The following is a 19932-nucleotide window of genomic DNA, read 5'->3' as shown; positions in this document are numbered from 1 at the left end:
GATGAAAGAAAAACAGAAATTAGAGCTTGAAATTGAAGAGTCAAAAGTTACTACCAATGAATTGGTAGAGGCTCAAACTGATTCAAAATCAAAAAAAAGTAAGGCCGAAAAGAAAGCCAAAAAAGATGACCAAGGCTCAAAAAACTTCAACAAATGAAAGTTGTTTCTAATTTGATTTATAGTTTTAATGAATTTTAGAAAAGCTAAAAAAATGGCTCGTAGAATTAAACGAGACCCTAACTCTTATAGTGAAGAATATCGTTATCACTGGGTTAAAAAAATTGCCCGACGAATGTTATGACTTCTTGATGTTAAAATCCAAGTGGTTGATATTGAAAATTGACTAGATCGCGGAGTTATTTTAGCACCAAATCATCAGTCAAATTTTGATCCAGTTGCTTTGATTGCAATAAATGATTTTAGTCGTCAACAGCCATTAGCATTCATCGCAAAACAAGAATTGTGAAATGATAAAACTTTTGGTCGTTTCGTTAAATTAATAGATGCAATTCCATTAGACCGTCAAAATCCACGAAGCGCTTTAAATGCCTTTAAAGAGGGTAAAGAACTATTAAATCAATACCATAGAAGTTTGGTAGTTTTTCCCGAGGGAACTAGAAGTTCAACCCAAGAAGTTGGAGAATTCCAAGGGGCAAGTATGAAAATTGCTCAATCAGCGTATGTTCCAATTATTCCAGTAACAATTATTGATTCGCACTACGTCTTTGCTAAGCAAAGGCCAAAAAAATTAACAATTAAGGTTGTTTTTGGTAAACCGATGCTACCTGAAAAATTCATATCAATTAAAACTGATATCTTAACAAATAACGTCCGCAAAGAAGTTATAAAAAATATGGATAAATACCAGAATTTTGAAACAACTTCACCAGCTAAGAAAAAAGAAAAAAAGAAAAAATAATTTTCTAATAGGAGTTAAAATGAATTTTGCAGAATTAATAAATAAAAAGAAAAAAGGCCTGGCTTTAAGCAAAGAAGAAATTGATTACTTAATTGCCGGTTTTGTAAGTAACGAAATTAAAGATTATCAAATGAGCGCTATGTCAATGGCTATTTATTTTAAGGGAATGAATTCTTTGGAAACATCAAACCTTACTGGCGCAATGGTCAATAGTGGTAAAACTTATGACTTGAAAGCAGTTTCAGGCTTCAAAGTTGATAAACACTCAACTGGAGGGGTTGGAGATAAGACCTCACTAATTTATGCCCCGTTAGTGGCAAGTTTTGGATTGAAAGTGGCTAAACTTTCTGGAAGAGGCTTAGGACAAACCGGGGGAACAATTGATAAGTTAGAGTCTTGTCCTGGTTGAACAGGAGAGGTGAGCGAAGCTAAATTTGAAGAGATTGTTAATAAAGTGGGAATGAGCATAATTTCACAATCTGGGGAAATTGTGCCAGCAGATAAAAAACTTTATGCCCTAAGAGATGTAACTGGGACAGTTGACTCAATTCCACTAATCGCCTCAAGCATTATGTCTAAAAAACTTGCAATTGCAGGAAATGGAATCATTTTGGATGTTAAAATGGGTAGTGGTGCTTTTATGGAAACAATCGAACAAGCAACATTGCTAGCTCAAACAATGGTAGAAATTGGTAAAAATCATAACCGAAATATTGCCGCAATGATTACTGACATGGATAAGCCATTGGGACGTCAAATCGGGAATGCTAACGAGGTTCGTGAGGCTTATGAAACTTTACTTGGTAAAGGTCCAGCAGACTTAGTAGAGTTAACTGAGACAGCTGTGGGAATTACTTTATTGCAAGCAAAACTTTTTAAAGACTTACCAGCAGCTAAATTAGCAGCTCGTCAACGACTAGTCAGTGGGGAAGCGGCTCCAATCTTAAAACAGTTTATTAATGCTCAAGGTGGAGATTTTGGGGTAATTGAAAATTATGATAAAAATTTCATAACCAAAAATAAAATCGAAGTTTTGGCGTCAAAATCAGGTAATGTTCGCTATTGTGATACAGATCGCCTAGGGCTGTTAGCTATGAAAATCGGTGCAGGTAGGGCAACCAAAGAAGATAGCATTGATTATGCAGCGGGAATTAGTCTAAATAAGGGCTCAGGAGAGTATGTAAAAGCTGGAGAGGTTGTAATGACACTTATGACAAACAAACCGATTGTCAGTGATTTTACAGCCAGTGCTGAAATGACATTTGAAATTGTTGACAAAGAGTTTCATGAACCAGTGATTATTAAGATTATAAGTGACTTAAAAATTGATTAGAAAAAAATCGATTAGCAAATAAAGGCTTTATCTTTTTATTGATTATTTTTTCAAAAAGGGTATAATAATTTTGTCTTTTCAAGAAAATTTTATAATAATTTGTTTAGCCCTATCAAATTTAATTTGTTTAAATTTATTGCTTGAATTGACAAGAACAGTGCTCCGCCCGAGTACTTTTTTTATGAAATTATTCGCTTTTGCCTTGACAAGTCTTATATTTTTTTTGTATAATGTTTTAGGTTCTAAATTTTTAGAAACATGCTGACTTAGCTCAGTTGGTAGAGCAATTGACTAGTAATCAATAGGTCGAGGGTTCAAATCCTTTAGTCAGCACCATTTATGGAGGGATAGCGAAGTGGCTAAACGCGGCTGGCTGTAACCCAGTTCCGAAAGGTTCGGCGGTTCGAATCCGCCTCCCTCCACCATTTTTATTGGGCTATAGCCAAGCGGTAAGGCAAAGGACTTTGACTCCTTCATGCGCCGGTTCGAATCCTGCTAGCCCAGCCATTTTGTCTCGTTAGCTCAGCCGGTAGAGCAACTGGCTTTTAACCAGTGGGTCGCAAGTTCGAATCTTGCACGGGACACCATTTTATTATATTTTTTTGGATTTTTATCCCCAGGTGGCGGAATCGGTAGACGCACTGGACTTAAAATCCAGCGGGCTTTGTCGCCCGTGCCGGTTCAAGTCCGGCCCTGGGGACCATTTTAGAAATAAACTTGCACCATATGTTTACATGTGGTTTTTTTATGCGTTATTTTAAATGTATGGTTTTAAATTTTTTAAAAATGCAAATAAAAAAACTAGATTATTATCTAGTTTTTTTATTTATTGAAGTTGTAATTAAACTTACGGCTATTATAATCAATTTGTTGATTTTCCCCAGATTGATCAATACCACCATCTCCGGTTTCACCTTCAGTACCTTCATCACCACCACCGACTGGTTGGTAGAATGAGCTTTGATCTCTTAAAATTTCATCAAATTTAAGCATTAGGTTTTGTAAGGCAGTCGCTTCTCCGACTCCTCCAGTTGTATCATCAAAACCTTGAACTAGGTTAACAAATTTACCATCTCTGATAACAATAAAGACAGGAATGCTTGTAATTTTTAAAGTATCAATTGTTCAATCTTTTGTAATGAAGTTAGGATCTCCCTCGGGAATATTATGAATTTTATACTGAATTTTGTATTGTTCTAAAATTCATTCTTTAATTTTAATTCATCATTTTTTTGAATTAATTTTGTCCTTTTTTTCCTCAACAAAGTGGTGGAATTTAACTTGATTTACTTTAGTTCCAAAACCATTTTCGTATATATCTTCGTCACCTTCTTTTAAAGAATTGTTATAGTTATTTGTTAAATCGTTAAAATCTTGGTTATTCCCGTTATTGACATTATTGCTAAATGTTTCAATATCACCATCAACTTTTCCAGTCGTTGCTTTTACAAATGATTGACAAACCGGACAATCCTCGGCTCCAACATATAAAATAAAGGTCTCTCTTCTTTGGATTCAATCTTTAAAAGTATTATAGTTAGAAAGTTCATTAGTACACGCGACAACCGCGCTACTGCTAGCTGCTACTAAACTTGAAGCGGCTAAAACCGCTAGTAATTTTTTCATAATAACACTCGCTTTCATTTTTATTATTTTATCAAAAAAAAAGGAAAATATAATTAAAAAAGCATTTTTTTTAAAAAATAATAAAAAATATGATATTATTTATTTGCCTAGAAATTTAATTAGGGAAATTATAAATTCTTAAAAGGAGGGGTTATAAATGCGCGAAGGAGTTATTCTACGTTGTTCGATTTGTAAAGAAGAAAACTATATTGCAAAAAATGACAAAAAGAAAGAAAAAATTGAAGTTAAAAAGCATTGTTTTAAATGCAATAGCCATCAAGTTCATAAGCAAAAAAAATAGGGTTTTCCTATTTTTTTATTGTAAAATTTTAATAACAGAAAAGGAAGAAAAAAATGAAAATTGATAAAAAGACAATTATTAATGAATTAATGGGCCAAAGCGGAGTTGACGCAATGCTTTTGCATTCCCCACAAAACCGCTATTGGTTTAGTCGTTTTAACTCATCATTGGGTTATATTTTAGTGACAAAAACTAAAACTTATTTATTTGTTGATGGGCGTTATTTAACAGCGGCTCAAAACCTAAAAGATTTACAAAATATTGATGAAATTATTGGATTTGGAGCAGTCTATAAATTGCTACAAGAAAAATTAGTTGCTCACAATATTACAAAACTTGGCTATGAAAGTGATTGGGTTTTTGTTAAAGATGCCAAACTTTGACAAACTAATTTAACCGCAGAGCTTTTAGGAATTAATACTGAAAATATTCGTATTAAAAAAGATGACTGAGAAATTGAACAAATTCAGACTGCATGTGACATCACTAAAAAAGTGTTTGATGATGTCATTGCAAACGTTAAACCAGGAATGACCGAAAAGGAATTAGCAAGATTTGTCTCAGATTCTTTTCTAAAATTCAATGCTGATAAATTAAGTTTTGACACTATTGTTGCTTCAGGGATAAACGGTGCTATGCCCCACGCAGTTCCATCAGACAAAAAAATTGCCAGTGGAGATTTAGTTACCTTAGATATGGGTTGTTTTTACAATGGTTATGCTTCAGATCAAACTCGAACATTTGCGATGGGGGAAAAAATCGATTTAAAATTGAAGGAAATTTTTCAAATAGTTTATGACGCCCAACAAGCTGGAATCGATGCAGTAAAAGCTGGAGTTGAAGCCAAAAAAATTCACGAAGTATGTTTTAATTATATTGATCAAAAAGGTTATGGACAATGATTTACTCACGGGACTGGACATGGTTTAGGGATTGAAATTCACGAAGAACCTTATCAATCAGTTGCAGGTAATAAAATTTTAGAACCAGGTCATGTGATAACAGTCGAGCCAGGGATTTATATTCCAGGACTTGGAGGAGTTAGAATTGAAGATGATATTCTAGTTACAAGTGAGGGTTCAAAAGTTTTAACATCAGCAAAGAGAGAACTAATTTTTGTTAAATAACATTTAAGACCAATAGAAGAGGGTATTATGAAAAAACCATTAAAGCATTTAGCAATAATTCTTGATGGTAATGGGCGCTGAGCAAAGCAATTGGGAAAAAACCGTTCATTTGGTCACCAAAAGGGAATGGAAAAAATTGAAGATATTGCTTTAGGGGCAAGTCAACTTGGGATCAAATATTTGACCGTTTTTGCCTTTTCAACAGAAAATTGAAATCGCCCAGAAGAAGAAGTTGATTTCCTTATGCAAGTTCCAGATAAAATTTTTTCACAAAACCGTCTGGATTTTTTTCAAGAAAACAATATTAAAATCAATTGAATTGGACGCAAGGCAAAAGTACCAACTCAAACAAAAGAAGCTTTAGATCAAGCGATTAGTAAAACTGCAAATAATACAGGTTTAGTTTTATCGATTGCTTTTGATTATGGGGCATGAGAAGAAATTACAAATGCTGTTAAAAAAATCACAAATTATATTAAAATAAATAAGGTTACCAACTTAGATGTCACCGAAGAACTAATTAGAGAAAATTTATACACCCACAACCTACCAGATGTGGATTTATTAATTCGCACAGGCGGCCAAACAAGAATTAGTAATTTTTTGTTATTACAGTGTTGCTATGCTGAAATTTATTTTAGCAAAAAAATGTGACCTGATTTTTCGCAAAAAGATTTAAAAACCGCAATAACATATTATAATAGTGTTAATAGAAGATTTGGAGGTATCTCAAATGACCAAGCTGAATAAACCAGACTCTGCTCAGGTTGTAACTCCAGAAGAAAATAAAAAAGCAGCAAAAGGCGAAGGCTTTGCCAGCAAGAAGGAACTTTCAAATCTAAAGGTTCGCGCATGCTCAACAGTCGTTTTGTTAACTTTGCTATTGATTTATGTAGTTTCAGGGGCAATTTATACCTCGTTTATTAATTCAAAGGCATTTGATTCAACATATTTTGTAATTATTTCACTTTTAGGAAGTGTATTTTTAATTAGTATTAGTATATGAGAAATGAATCGCGCTTTAGGTCTGAAACATTGATGGATACAAACAATAATTATCTTGTTGGCATTATTATTGTTTGCGGCTCCAATTCGTTCATCTGATTTTTTACCAGCAGCAACACAGTCAAATCTAATTTTCATTGAAGGATTTTATTCGACTTGATTGAAACCGTGAATATTTTGAGTTTTAGCAGCTTGTAGTTTAATTGTCTTTATTGTTTATGCAGTAACCAAACCGCATTTAACAATTACAAGATCTCTGCTGGCTTTTATAATGATGATTGTAATAGTATTTGCCTATAAAGGCTTCACAATTTTGTGTCTATCAGTGACAGATACAGGAGAGGGATATAAAGCATTTTATAGTTTTAATACTGTAATTTGAATTTGAATGATTATAATTTTAACTGACACATTTGCTTATCTTGGAGGAATGAAGTTTGGTAAAACAAAACTTGCTCCTCAAATTAGTCCCAAAAAAACTTGAGAAGGAGCTTCAATTGGCTTTGTGGCTGGATTCTCAACTGGGGCGCTTTATGCGGTTTTATTTTTTGCCTTTAATGCTACAAGGGATTATGCTCCTTTTACAGCAACAATGAGTCAAAATAATGCAACCTGAATTGTTGTTTTATGATACATTCTAATTTCAGCCGCTTTTTCAATTATTGGCCAAATTGGTGATTTATTATTTTCTTGAATTAAACGTTCGATTGGTATAAAAGATTACTCTAGAATAGTTCCAGGTCATGGGGGAGTTTTGGACCGTCTTGATTCCTTCACCTTTGCCTTTTTTGTTGTATTCTTTATTACTATTTTTATTCGTTAATTTATGAAAAAAGTAATTTTATTCGGGGCAACAGGAAATATTGGTCAACAAGCTTTGGAACTATTAAGTAATAATTCTGATTTTCAGTTAGTTGGTGTTAGTGCAGGCAAAAACGTTGAGCAGTTAACAAAGATTTTAGATGCATTTCCGTCGATTCAAGTAGTTTATTTGAGCCAAAAAAATCAATTGTTGGAAAAGCGCTTTTTCAATATTAAATTTTATTATGAAAATGACATTGTCAAATTACTTGATTTTATGAGCCCAAATAATATTGTTATTAATGCATTATCGGGCTTTTTTGGATTACAAGCAACAATTGCAGCTGTTTGTCATTTGCAAACTATTTTACTAGCAAATAAAGAATCCCTTGTATGTGGAGGAAATTTAGTTGCCAAATTATTACAAGAAAATCCGCAGTCTCAAATTATTCCAATTGATTCTGAGCATGCTGCAATTTTTCAGTGTTTGGATAGTAATAATGCTTTTAGAAATTTATACTTAACTGCTTCAGGAGGAAGTTTAAGAGATCTCTCTTTAGAAGAAACAGAATTTGTAACAAAGGAACGTGTCTTAAACCACCCAAGTTGAAATATGGGTGAGAAAATTACTGTTGATTCAGCAACGATGATGAATAAAGCTTTTGAAATTATTGAAGCTCACCACTTGTTTAAAACTAAAGCAATTCAAGTGCTATTACATCCGCAGTCAATTATTCATTCAATGGTGGAATTTCATGATTTTTCTATTAAAGCTCAGCTAAGCATTCCCGATATGAGACAAGTTATTAATTTTGGGCTTTATTATCCAAAAATCTTAACTAACAATCTACTTCAACCCATTGACTTTACTAAATTAGTACAGCTCAACTTGCAAACAATTGATGCTGACCGATTTGTTCCAATTCGTTGAGCATTTCAGTGCTTAGATAGTTTTAATTCAAAAGCAATTGCCCTGAATGCGGCAAACGAAGTTGCGGTTGAAGCTTTTTTAAAGGGAGTAATATCTTTTAGGGAAATAACCAAAATTGTTGGTATAATCTTTAATGAAGCTGAAGATTATGAAATAATAGATTATGATTGTATTTATAATTTTGATTTAGAAATTCGTAAAAAAACAAGGCAATTAACTAGACATTAGAAAGCGGTGGTTATCAATGCCAGCATGACTTGAAATCATTTTTGGACTTGTGTTAGGATTAATAGTTTTACAAATAGTAATCACCCTACATGAATTAGGGCATTTTTTAATTGCCAAAATTTGTAAAGCCTATGTCTATGAATTTTCAGTAGGTTTAGGTCCAAAAATTTTTACAATCAAGGGTAAAGAAACTTGATTTACAATGCGTTGAATTCCCTTCGGGGGATATTGTTCGATTGCCTCTGATCGCGCTGACCCACCAGTGGGACGAGAAGAAGAGGAAAAAAACATTCCTGATGCTAGAAAAATGGATTATATTGCCAGATGAAAACGTTTTTTTATAATTTTGGGAGGAATTGCTGTCAATTTATTTTTGGCACTATTTTTAATTACAACAATTTATGCTGCTACTGGAGTCAAAAAAAATGACATGCAATTTTATGGGGCAAACTATGATGAAAACAAAATTGCCTACAATTTGTTAAAATCATCTCCTCAAGTAGAAGAAGTTAACCAACAGTATGTCATTTGAGGATGACAAGTTATTCAACAAAATTATAATGCAGATGCGACTCAACCAGTATCTCCTGAAAATGATGAATCAACTGTCATCTTATTTAATAATATTGATAGAGCAGCTTTTGAAAATGATGATTTTTTAAAACTTTCCTCAGATATTCCCTCAAAATTATTAATTAATGACTTTAAATCCAACCATGCGGTAACTTACGAAAAGACAGTCTATAACTTTGTTAATAACTTAAACTTTAAAGATGTTAATAATGAGTCAACAACCTACATTAGATTTGCTTTTAAAAAAGTGGACCGTTATAACGGGGCCGTCCAACAAATTAGTTCCCCAAAAGCAGTTAATGAAGAACATAATTTAGTTCTAACTGATTGAAGCGAAAGTTATGACCCTGCAAAGCTTAAGGAGCTTCAACTTGATAGCAACTTTTCAAAGAGTCATTTTGCTCCAGGGGATTCAGTTGGAATTGCACCTCCAAATCGATATTTCAAATCTGCTGGAGCTGGTTATGCATTTGGGTGACAGGACACTTTTGTTCAATCATGACAAATTATGAAAGCTTTTGGTAAAATGTTTACCTTTGACTTTTCAGGAGTGGCATCACCATTTCAAACCGCTAATCAATCATTGCTAAATTTTACTGCTGGACCAGCAAGTTTTTTCCTATATATTGCATTTATTTCAGCTAATTTATTTGTATTAAACCTAATTCCAATTCCTCCATTAGATGGCTATCGAGTATTAGAAAACTTTATTGAATTATGTATTCGTCGTGAAATAAGTGATAAATTTAAAATTCTGATAAGTGTAATTGGGATTCTATTATTTTTAATGATTTTTATTTTCGTTATATTTAAGGATTTCCTATAACTAGAAGGAGACAAAAATGGATCAAAAATTACAAGAATTTTTTTCAAGAATTAACATTTATTTAAATGATTCCCAAGCTCAGTTATTTTCAAAGGCTTGCTTGCTTGAAAATCCCGAATTTGATATTAAAAAAAACCGAGCTAATATAATAATAAAAATTGTTGATTTTTTGCCAACAAATTTTTTAATTGATTGGGAACCACAACTTTTAAAAAATTCTGTAATTCCAACTAAAATTAAGTTCTTTGTTGAAAACCAAGAATATAGTAGCGACTTAGTTTGAGAATATTTTCAGTATATCATTAACCATAAAGCAAATTTTAAAGCAGGATTTGTTAAAACTTTAAGTTTAGATTGTTTTTGTCTTGAAGGACAAACTTTAATCATTACCGCAGCTGATGAAACCGAAAAGCAACTATGAACTAAACACAAAGATTTTTATCTTAAAAAATTCTGTGATTATGGATTTAAAAATTTGAAAATAATTTTTAAAATTAATCCTAATGCCGTAGATTTAATTGCTCAAGTTGATGATGCCTATAAAAAGGTCAACGAAATTGTTGCTCAAAAAAAAGATACTGGACAGACAACATCTTTTAATAGCGTAGTTAAAAAACCATTTGGTGACAAAAAATCTTTTTTTAAAAAATCAACAATTAATTTTGAAGAACCAACTTATAATAGACTTGAAGAAATTGAGGATAGTGCACAAAACGTAATTATTCACGGAAGAATTATTAAAAAAGCAATTAAATTTTCTCCTAAAAGTGGCCGCAATATATATACCTTGGCATTAACTGATGATTCTTCTTCGTTGATGGCAAATTACTTTCAAAGAGTTGCCAATGTAGCAACACCATTTGATGAAGTAGATGGGGACCAAGGTGCAACTGAAGAGTTAATAACAGTCGGGGATTGAGTCGCACTTCAAGGATCACTTCGTTGAAATGATTATAGTAAGGACAACGTATTTTATATTGATAACTTTCAAAAATTGGAAAGAAGTGAAAATATTCGCCAAGATCATGCTGATGAAAAAAGAGTTGAACTCCATGTTCACTCTAAAATGTCTGTCATGGATGGGGTTAGTTCGATAACTGATTTTATTAATTATGCAGCTCAATGAGGCCACAAGGCAATTGCTCTAACTGACCACTTAAATGTTCAAGCTTATCCAGAAGCGGCTATGGCATTAGCCAAAATTAACAAAAATCGTCAGGATGCAGAAAAATTGAAAATGATTTATGGTGTTGAAATGACAATGCTCAGTGATGATTTGTGATATGTCAAAAACCCAAAAAATCAAAACCTTAACCAAGCAAAATTTGTTTTTTTTGACTTGGAAACAACTGGCTTATCACCTGAGTTTGATGAGATAATTGAATTTGGAGCGGTTACTTATAATCCTGCTACGGGAGAATCAAAAAAAATTGATATTTTAATAAAACCCGAACGTCAATTGAGTCGATTCACAACTGAGCTAACAGGGATAACAGATGATATGTTAGCTGACAAACCCGATATTAAAACAGCGTTTAAAGAAATTATGGAAATTATTAAAGACACAATTTTGGTAGCTCACAATGCCAATTTCGACCTTAACTTTTTAAAGTCATGATCTAGTAAATTAGGTTTTGGGGAAATTAATAACACCGTGATTGATACATTAAGTATCGCCAGAGTGGTATTGCCAAAAATTAAAAACCACCGATTAGGAACAGTGGCTAAAAATTTTGGAGTCTTATATGATGAAAAAATTGCTCACCGAGGTGATTATGACGCTGAAATTCTAAGAGCAATTTATGAGCGAATTTTAATGGAAGCAAAAAAAACTTTCACAATTGCAACTGATTCAGATTGAAATTCAATTCATCCAGAAGACAATAAAAATAATACCAATTATCTTAGAAGTCGTGGCCATCATACTAACGTATTGGCTAAAAATCAAGATGGATTAAAAGATCTTTACAAGTTAATCTCGTGATCACATACTTTTAATTTTTTTGGATCTCCAAAAATATTTCAAAGTAAATTATTGGAATTCCGTCAAAAAAATAATATCTTAATTGGCTCGGGTTGTGTTAATGGCCAAATATTTGACTTGGCTCGAACAGGGCGAATTGTTGATTTAGAAGCTGCAATTTTGAATTACGATTTTGTAGAAATTCAACCTTTAAGCGTTTATAAAAATTTAATTCAAACAAGTGACTTAACAAATGAAGAACTTGAACGAATCATCAAACTCATTATAACAGCAACTAAAAAATGTCAAAAAATTATTGTAGCAACAAGTGATGCACATTATGTTGATCCAAAATTAAAATCAATTCGCGAAGTTTTCATTAACTCCAAAGGACTTGGGGGCTCGAGTCATCCACTCTATGATTTCAAACAAAGAATTAGTGATTACCCAGATCAGCATCTTCGCACAACTCAAGAAATGTTAGATGAATTTAAATTTTTAAATGATGACAACTTAGCTTATGAAATTGTTGTAAGAAATTCAAATTTAATTGCCAACGAAATTGATGGTAGTGTTAGTCCGCTAAAAACCGGAAGTTATCCTCCTCAAATTGAAAATGTTGATAAAATGCTAACAGATCTGTGCTACCAGAATGCCAAAAAATTATATGGTGAAAATCTTCCCTTAATTGTTGCTCAACGATTGGAAAAGGAACTTTCAAGTATTATTAAACACGGGTTTGCGGTTGTTTATTGAATTTCACACAAACTAGTAACTCAAAGCTTAGCTGATGGTTATTTAGTTGGTTCTCGAGGATCGGTTGGTTCTAGTTTTGTTGCTACAACCAGTTTAATTACAGAGGTTAACCCGCTTAAAGCTCATTATCGTTGTGAAAAGTGTCAGTTTTCAGATTTCAATACACCCCCAGAAATAAAGTGTGGCTATGATTTACCCAAGCAACACTGTCCAAATTGTAAAGCTTTGTTAATTGGTGATGGTCACGATATTCCTTTTGAGACTTTTTTAGGATTTGATGGTGATAAAGTTCCAGATATCGATTTAAACTTTTCAGGAGATTATCAAGCTCGAGCACATAACTTTACAAAGGAAATGTTTGGAGAAAACAATGTATTTCGAGCAGGAACAATTTCAACGGTGGCTGACAAAACCGCCTATGGTTATGTAAAAGCTTATTTTGAAAAAATATATGGTGTTGATTATAATCCCCGAAGAGTTGAGGTTGAACGCCTTGCAGATTTAGCTACAGGTGTTAAAAGAACAACGGGACAACATCCCGGGGGGATTGTAATTTTGCCAGCGGAGTTTGAAATTGAAGACTTCACCCCGGTAAATTATCCAGCTGATGATACCAATTCAAGCTGACTAACAACCCACTTTGATTTTCATTCAATTCATGATAATTTACTAAAAATGGATATTTTAGGTCATGTTGACCCCACAGCACTAAAAATGTTAAAAGATTTCACTGGTTTTGACCCGCTAGAAATTCCTACAAACGACCCTGAAGTTTATAAATTATTTTCTGGCTTAGAGAGCTTAAAAATTAAAGCCGAAGACATCAATGGAGAAACAACAGGGGCTATTGGAATTCCAGAATTTGGAACGCAATTTGTTCGTTCGATGTTAAGAGAAACACAACCAAAAACCTTTGCTGATTTAGTCCAAATATCTGGGTTAAGTCACGGAACTGATGTTTGAATTAATAACGCTCAAGGATTAATTAAAGCCGGGGAAGCTACAATTTCTTCGGTAATCGGGTGTCGAGACGACATTATGGTTTATTTGATGGACAAGGGACTAGATCCTTCAATGGCATTTGCTATTATGGAAAGTGTTCGTAAAGGAAATGGAATTCCAAAAGAGGAATGGGTCCAAGAAATGCTAAATAATAATGTACCACAATGATATATTGATTCTTGTTTAAAAATTAAATATATGTTCCCAAAAGCTCATGCAACAGCCTATGTTTTAATGGCTTATCGAGTTGCTTGATACAAAATTTATTATCCCGAAGAATATTATGCAACATATTTTTCAACTCGAGCAGATTTTTTTGATTTAGAAGCTGCGCTTGGGGGAGCTAGTTTAGTACAAGAAAAATTACGGGATTTAGAAGTTCGTTCAAATCGAAATGAAAATTTATCAACAAAGGAGCGAGCTTTAATAACTGTTTATGAGATATTACTAGAAATGTTTGCCCGAGGCATTAAAATCCAAAATATTAATTTTAAAGATAGTGATGCCTTGAATTTTAAAATTGTTGTAGATCCTGAAACTCATGAAAAAGTCATAGTTCCTCCGTTTAATGTTATTGATTCTCTGGGTGAAGCCGTGGCTCATTCAATTGTCAATGCAAGATCAGAAAAGCAGTTTACCTCAATTAACGATCTTAGAGATCGCACCCAAATTACTAAAAATCAGATTAAAATGTTTGAAGAATTGCAAATTACAAGTTCTTTAGAAAATGATGAACAAATGAAATTTGATTTTTAAAATTTTATTTTAAATCCTTGATTTTTTTTAGCAAAACCAATATAATTTAATTGTCAGATCAGTAAATTGAAAGGAAGGCGAAAGCCTTCCTTTGTTATTGAAAGAAAGGAACCAAATGAATAATTTTAACGAATTAAAACCGCAGTTATTATCAATAATTGAGCCGATTTTGAAAGAATCAAACTTGGAATTATACGAATTAAATAATGTTCTAGATTTTGAAACCTCGGTTTTGCAAGTTTTGGTAGTAAATTTTGATAAATCGAATTTAACAGTTGATTTTGATAATTTGGTTGCTGCAAACGAAAAAATTTCAGCAGCACTTGACAGAGTAGCGGACTTGTCTGATGCTTATGTGCTTGAAGTTGCATCTGCAGGAATTGAAAGAACAATCCATTCAAAAGCTGAATTAATTGAAAACGTTGGTAACTACTTATTTTTTCAAATTAATTTTAAAGTTGAATTTGTTGATGAGTTTAATGCAGATTTACTTGAATATGACAAAATCAAAGATGAATTTAAAATCTTCTTCTTTTTAAAAGGAAAGAAAAAAAATGTTTGACTCAAATGAGAAGATATTAAATTTGTTAGATTAGCAGTAAAATTTTAAAAGGAGAAAAACAATTTTATGGTAAACGGAGCCGAATTGCTAACAGCAATTCAATCAATAGCGCAAGAAAAACAAATCCCAGATGAAATTATTTTCGAGGGAATTCGAGAAGGATTTCAAAAAGCTTATGAAAAGTTTTTTGATCCTGAAGCTATAATTGATGTTAATGTTGATGAAGTAACAGGAATGATAAGTGTTTCAAAACGCTTAACAGTTGTCCAAAAAGTAGAAGATGAATGGTTAGAAATTAGTCTTTCACAAGCTAAAGAAAAGTATTCAGAAAAAGTAACAATCGGAGACATTGTCAATGAACAAGTAAAATTTTCAGATGACTATTCTCGTTTAGCAATATTCCAAGTTGGACAAATTATTAAACAAAAGATTCGCGAAGGTGAAAAAAATAAAGTTTATGACTTCTTTTTACCAAAATTGCACGAAATTCAAACAGGAAGAGTTGTTGATATCACCGAAAACTCATATTTAATTGATGTTGAGGGAACAGTTGTTTCGCTTTGAAATCGAAAAACAATAAACCAAGAAAAAATTAGTATTGGAGATCGTGTAACTTTTTATATCGAAGATGTTTCAAAAGATAATAAGCATTCTCAAGTTTCAACTTCACGAGTTCATCCAGATTTTTTAACAAAACTAATGGAAATGGAAGTTCCTGAAATTAGCGAAGGAATCATTGAAGTTAAATCAGTTTCTCGTGAACCGGGGAAAAGAGCTAAAGTAGCCGTTTATTCTAATGATGAAAATGTTGATCCAATTGGTGCTTGTGTTGGGGCCGGGGGATCTCGTATTAAAGCTGTAACAAAAGAATTAAATGGTGAAAAAATTGATATTGTAAAATGAGATGAAAATTCAGATAAGTTTATTATGAATGCTTTAGCCCCTGTAAGAGTTGTTAGCATAATGGTTGACGAAGAAGAGTTTTTTGACGAAGAAGGTAACTTAGAAGATGCACATCGTGAATGTGATGTTGTGGTACCAAACAATCAGCTTTCTTTGGCAATTGGAAAATCAGGAATGGCTGCAAGGCTAGTGGCAAACTTAGTAAAAATGAAAATTAATATTTATTCTTATGAGAGCGCTTTAGAAAAAGGAATCGAAATTCTTTGAAACGGTAACATTAACGAAGTTGAAATGAATGATCCTGAATTTATTAATAATATCTTTAAGCGTAAATCTTTTGCTGAAAATCAAGGAACCAATAAATTTGTTGAAACAAAAGAGTATGATTGAGAAGAGCCTGAAGAAGAAATTGTTGAAGAGGTCGCGAGTTTAGATGATATTCAAGCTAATTTAGAAGCGTTTGATAATTTAGTTAAAGAAGAAAATTTTGGTGAAGTCTTAGACGAAGAACTTGACGAAGAACTTGAAGAATACGATCAATACTATGACCAAAAGTAGAGGACTAAAATTTTGGAGAAATCAAAACACATTGTAACTCGCAAGGACGTTGCTAGCAATCAAATGCTGCCAAAACAAGAGTTAATAAGAATCGTTAAAAATAAAAATAATGAAGTTTTTATAGATCAAAGCAAAAAGGCCAACGGTCGTGGTATTTATATCGCCCCAAATTTGAAATCTCTTGAAAAAGTCATGAAGACAAACATTATTGAAAAGGTTTTAAAAATTAAATTAGACAAAGAATTTTATAATATTTTAAAAAAAGAAATTGAAGAAAATTGGGATTAATGAATAAAGAAAATAATTCAAAATTATTGCAAACGTTAGGGCTTGTTCAAGCAAGTCGAAGTCTAATCAGTGGAAATACTTTATTTGAACTTGTCAAAGCTGGAAAAATTAAATTAGTTTTAATAAGTTCAGATATGGGAGAAAGCCAAAAAAAGAAACTAACTGACAAATGCAATTTTTATAAAGTAAATGTATATCACGATTTAATGACAAGTCAAGAATTGTCTCATGCAATCGGCAAGGATAATGTCAAGGCGATCGGGATTAAAGATTTTAAAAATGCTAAGTGGGTGAAAAATATTATAGAAGAATAACAGAAAGGAATAAATAATTATGGGTAAAAAAGTAAATCAAAATAAAAATAACAAAAATAGTAATCCAAAACAAAATTCAGATAAAAATAAGTTAAAGGCACACTCTAATACCTTAAAAAATCAACTACGTGAAACAAAAGCGACCGGTTTAATTGATGGAGTTTTTATTTTTACTGGACCAATTACAATTGCTGAGTTTGGTAAGAAAATAAATAAAAACGTTGCTGAAATCGTTAAGTATTTCTTTAAATCGGGGGCAATGGTTACACCAAATACCTCTTTATCTGAGGAGCAAATTGGTGAATTGGCTTTAGAGTTTGGATTTGACTTTAAAAAAGAAGTTGAAGTTACTAAAGAAAATATTTTTGAGACTCTGCTGGTTAAAGATAAACCAAGTGATTTAAAAGAACGCCCCCCAGTAGTTACAATCATGGGGCACGTTGATCACGGTAAAACAACATTGCTGGATTCAATCCGTAATACAAATATTAATGTAACTGATGGTGAATTTGGAGGGATTACCCAACATATTGGGGCTTATCAAGTTAAAACTGATAAAAATCAAAAAATCACATTTATTGATACTCCAGGCCATGAAGCTTTTACTGAAATGCGAGCTCGTGGAGCTGATGTAACTGATATAGTTATTTTGGTTGTGGCAGCAGATGATGGGGTAATGCCTCAAACAGAGGAAGCAATTGACCATGCAAAAGCTGCTAATGTCCCAATCATTGTTTTTGTCAATAAAATTGATAAACCCGGCGCAGATTCAAACCGAGTTAAAACCGAATTAATGCGTTTTAATATCGTTGCTGAAGAATTTGGTGGGGATGTTCCGTTTATTGAAGGTTCAGCAAAACAACGTCAGGGACTAGAAAATCTATTAGAAACTATTTTACTTGTTTCAGAGTTAAAAGAATTAAAAGCTAATCCAGACAAGTTTGCCACTGGAACTGTTATTGAAGCTCATTTAAGTAAGTCAAGAGGTCCAACAGCAACTGTTTTAGTGCAACAAGGAACCTTGAATATGCGTGATTTAATTGTTGCTGGGGCCACTTATGGGCTAACAAAAGACATGGAAAATGAGCATGGAGCCAAAATTAAATCAGCTCTTCCATCTCAACCAGTTGTTTTAGTAGGTCTAAATGAAGTGCCCAGAGCAGGGGATAAATTTATGATTGTCAGCGAAGAAAAAATGGCTCGCGATATTGCAGAAGCGCAGTTACAACGTCAAATTGAAGAAAGTCGTAACAAGCATCAATCGTTTACCTTAGATTCAATAAAAAATCAAATCGATCAAGGAAATTTAAAAACTGTCAATGTTATTTTAAAAGCTGATACTCAAGGTTCAGTAGAAGCCGTTAGAAATTCATTGCAAAAAATTGAAATTTCTGGAGTTCGTCTTGATATCATTAGAGCTTCTGTAGGGGCTATTTCCAATTCAGATATCACACTTGCATTAGCAAGTAGTGCAATTGTTTATGGATTCAATGTTCGTCCAACTGCTCCGGTGCGTCAAAAAGCTGATGAAGACGGGGTTGAAATTCGTTTACATACAATTATTTATAAACTAATTGAGGAACTAGAAGAAGCTGCCAAAGGAATGCTAGATCCAATTTTTGAAGAAAAAGTTCTTGGTCAAGCTGAAGTTCGTCAAATATTTAGACACTCACAAGTTGGAACTATTGCAGGATGTCATGTTATTGACGGAGTAATTCCGCGAGGTTCGAAACTAAGAATTTTAAGAGATGGGATTATAATTTTCACAGGAGAACTTTCTTCGCTAAAACATGTTAAAGAGGAAATCAAAGAAGCCAAAAAAGATCAAGATTGCGGTTTAACTGTTAAAAACTTTAATGATATTAAAGAAAATGATATTATAGAAGTATATAAAGTAGAAGAGGTGAAATAATATGGGTCACGATATTAAAGTAGAACGCCTTAATTCAAGCATTTTGCGAGAATTAAGCCTAATTTTTCAAAAGGAGTTTCATGATAACGAAGTTATTCGTTCGCTTTCTGTAAAAGAAGTGCGTTTGACAAATGATTTAAGTCATGCAAAGGTTTTTTATTCACATTTAATGGATTCAATTTCAAAAGATGAGGTAATAAAAGAGGTGCAAATGAATGCAAAAGAAATTCGCCACCAATTGGCTGGCAAAATTGAAGTTAAATTTGTACCTGAACTTGAGTTTATTTATGATGAATCTTTAAATAACGCCAATAAAATTGAAGAAATTTTGAAAAATATTAAAAAAAATTAATTGCTTTTTAAATTTAAAAACACATTTTTTGTGTTTTTTATTTTTTCTAGTAATATTGAAAAATAAATCTTAGCTTGGCTTGAAATTAAATAAAATTTTAAAAACTATTTTTTGACAATTTTATTTCGTTTATAATAATATGTATAGTTAAGAGTTGATTTTATGCACAGGTATTTTATTGAAGAAAAAAATAATGAAAATTTTATTTTTTCTCCTGAAAATATTCATCATATAAAAAATGTTGTTAAATTAAAACCTAAAGAGCAAATTGTGCTAATCTACAAAAATACAGAATTTTTAGTTGAAATTTTAGAAATTAGCAACGATGAAATTTTAACAAAAACAATTTCTTCAAAAAAAGTCGATTTTTCAAAAAAGTGCAACGTGACATTGATTTTAGGATTAATTAGAGAACAAAAGTGAGATTTTGTTTTACAAAAAGCAACAGAATTAGGAGCCACTAGAATAATTCCAATAGAATTTAAACGCAACGTCGTGAAAATTGATGAAAAAAAAATTACAGCAAAAATTGCACGCTGAAAAAAAATTTGCGAAGATGCCTCAGAACAATCTCATCAAATCAGGATTCCTGAAATTACTCCGATCATAAAAAACCTTAATGCCTTAAATGAAATGATAACTTGTAAAACAAAACTTGTTGCTTATGAAAATGAAAAAAATAACAATTTTAAACAATTTTTAGTCCCAGAACTTAAAGAAGTTGCGTTGGTAATAGGTCCAGAGGGCGGTTTAGAAGCAAATGAAATAAAATGGTTTGAAGAAAATGGCTATGAAGTTGTATCGCTTGGTAAAAATATTTTTAGAGCTGAGACAGCACCACTTTTATTTTTGAGTAGTATCATTTATGAATATGACTTATAGAATGGGGTCAAATT

The 19932-nt window shown here is 32.3% G+C and carries 17 protein-coding genes and 5 tRNA genes; 21 read left to right on the top strand and 1 reads right to left on the bottom strand.

Annotated elements, in window-relative coordinates; genetic code table 4:
* The first annotated feature begins 1 nt into the window (after window position 1).
* The 7 genes from SSABA_RS03065 (at window position 2) to SSABA_RS03030 (ending at window position 2955) form a co-directional block, all read left to right on the top strand.
* Window positions 2-919 carry a lysophospholipid acyltransferase family protein gene (locus SSABA_RS03065; RefSeq protein ID WP_025251127.1) on the top strand — a complete coding sequence of 306 codons (918 nt, stop codon included), beginning with the start codon at window positions 2-4 and terminating at the stop codon, window positions 917-919.
* Between the two features lie 19 nt (window positions 920-938).
* Entirely contained in the window at window positions 939-2252 is a 1314-nt protein-coding gene (locus tag SSABA_RS03060; protein WP_025251126.1) for a thymidine phosphorylase, read from the top strand.
* 260 nt (window positions 2253-2512) lie between these two features.
* A tRNA-Thr gene (locus SSABA_RS03050) sits at window positions 2513-2588 on the top strand.
* Between the two features lie 5 nt (window positions 2589-2593).
* A tRNA-Tyr gene (locus SSABA_RS03045) sits at window positions 2594-2677 on the top strand.
* A 7-nt stretch (window positions 2678-2684) separates the two neighbouring features.
* A tRNA-Gln gene (locus tag SSABA_RS03040) sits at window positions 2685-2759 on the top strand.
* Window positions 2760-2763: 4 nt separating this feature from the next.
* Window positions 2764-2839 (top strand) — tRNA-Lys (locus tag SSABA_RS03035).
* A 27-nt stretch (window positions 2840-2866) separates the two neighbouring features.
* Window positions 2867-2955: transfer RNA gene (locus SSABA_RS03030), tRNA-Leu, on the top strand.
* Between the two features lie 119 nt (window positions 2956-3074).
* Here the strand turns inward: SSABA_RS03030 and SSABA_RS03025 are convergent.
* Window positions 3075-3878: a lipoprotein gene (locus SSABA_RS03025; protein WP_025251125.1), complete on the bottom strand. Its 804-nt coding sequence runs from the start codon at window positions 3876-3878 to the stop codon at window positions 3075-3077.
* A gap of 157 nt (window positions 3879-4035) precedes the next feature.
* Here SSABA_RS03025 and rpmG point away from each other — a divergent pair, with 157 nt between their 5' ends.
* From rpmG to SSABA_RS02955, 14 genes are all read left to right on the top strand, one after another.
* Complete coding sequence (rpmG, locus tag SSABA_RS03020) at window positions 4036-4179, top strand: 50S ribosomal protein L33 (protein WP_025251124.1); 144 nt, start codon at window positions 4036-4038, stop codon at window positions 4177-4179.
* A 59-nt stretch (window positions 4180-4238) separates the two neighbouring features.
* Window positions 4239-5306: a M24 family metallopeptidase gene (locus tag SSABA_RS03015; RefSeq protein ID WP_025251123.1), complete on the top strand. Its 1068-nt coding sequence runs from the start codon at window positions 4239-4241 to the stop codon at window positions 5304-5306.
* 27 nt (window positions 5307-5333) lie between these two features.
* Window positions 5334-6056, top strand: coding sequence for an isoprenyl transferase (locus tag SSABA_RS03010; protein ID WP_025251122.1), 723 nt, complete (start codon window positions 5334-5336; stop codon window positions 6054-6056).
* Complete coding sequence (locus SSABA_RS03005; protein WP_025251121.1) at window positions 6040-7134, top strand: phosphatidate cytidylyltransferase; 1095 nt, start codon at window positions 6040-6042, stop codon at window positions 7132-7134. Before SSABA_RS03010 ends, SSABA_RS03005 begins: the two co-directional genes overlap by 17 nt.
* 3 nt (window positions 7135-7137) lie before the next feature.
* Entirely contained in the window at window positions 7138-8271 is a 1134-nt protein-coding gene (dxr, locus tag SSABA_RS03000; RefSeq protein WP_025251120.1) for a 1-deoxy-D-xylulose-5-phosphate reductoisomerase, read from the top strand.
* Window positions 8272-8287: 16 nt separating this feature from the next.
* Window positions 8288-9670 carry a site-2 protease family protein gene (locus SSABA_RS02995; protein ID WP_025251119.1) on the top strand — a complete coding sequence of 461 codons (1383 nt, stop codon included), beginning with the start codon at window positions 8288-8290 and terminating at the stop codon, window positions 9668-9670.
* A gap of 16 nt (window positions 9671-9686) precedes the next feature.
* Complete coding sequence (locus SSABA_RS02990) at window positions 9687-14147, top strand: PolC-type DNA polymerase III (RefSeq protein ID WP_025251118.1); 4461 nt, start codon at window positions 9687-9689, stop codon at window positions 14145-14147.
* Window positions 14148-14262: 115 nt separating this feature from the next.
* The gene (locus SSABA_RS02985; protein ID WP_025251117.1) at window positions 14263-14757 is read left to right on the top strand and encodes a ribosome assembly cofactor RimP; all 495 of its coding nucleotides are present in this window, start codon (window positions 14263-14265) and stop codon (window positions 14755-14757) included.
* Window positions 14758-14775: 18 nt separating this feature from the next.
* Window positions 14776-16170 carry a transcription termination factor NusA gene (gene nusA, locus SSABA_RS02980; protein ID WP_025251116.1) on the top strand — a complete coding sequence of 465 codons (1395 nt, stop codon included), beginning with the start codon at window positions 14776-14778 and terminating at the stop codon, window positions 16168-16170.
* 9 nt (window positions 16171-16179) lie between these two features.
* A complete protein-coding gene (gene rnpM, locus SSABA_RS02975; RefSeq protein ID WP_051464699.1) occupies window positions 16180-16458 on the top strand; it encodes an RNase P modulator RnpM in 279 nt (92 codons plus the stop codon).
* Complete coding sequence (locus SSABA_RS02970) at window positions 16458-16772, top strand: L7Ae/L30e/S12e/Gadd45 family ribosomal protein (RefSeq protein ID WP_025251114.1); 315 nt, start codon at window positions 16458-16460, stop codon at window positions 16770-16772. Before rnpM ends, SSABA_RS02970 begins: the two co-directional genes overlap by 1 nt.
* A 19-nt stretch (window positions 16773-16791) precedes the next feature.
* Window positions 16792-18684 carry a translation initiation factor IF-2 gene (infB, locus tag SSABA_RS02965; RefSeq protein ID WP_025251113.1) on the top strand — a complete coding sequence of 631 codons (1893 nt, stop codon included), beginning with the start codon at window positions 16792-16794 and terminating at the stop codon, window positions 18682-18684.
* 1 nt (window position 18685) lies between these two features.
* On the top strand, window positions 18686-19036 hold the full coding sequence (gene rbfA, locus SSABA_RS02960) for a 30S ribosome-binding factor RbfA (protein WP_025251112.1): 351 nt from the start codon (window positions 18686-18688) through the stop codon (window positions 19034-19036).
* Window positions 19037-19198: 162 nt separating this feature from the next.
* A complete protein-coding gene (locus SSABA_RS02955; protein ID WP_025251111.1) occupies window positions 19199-19918 on the top strand; it encodes an RsmE family RNA methyltransferase in 720 nt (239 codons plus the stop codon).
* The last annotated feature ends 14 nt before the right edge of the window (window positions 19919-19932 follow it).

Source organism: Spiroplasma sabaudiense Ar-1343 (assembly GCF_000565215.1).
GTDB lineage: Bacteria > Bacillota_I > Bacilli_A > Mycoplasmatales > Mycoplasmataceae > Spiroplasma_B > Spiroplasma_B sabaudiense.
The sequence above is the reverse complement of the archived record's forward strand: the minus strand, read 5'-3'. Positions and strand labels throughout refer to the sequence as shown.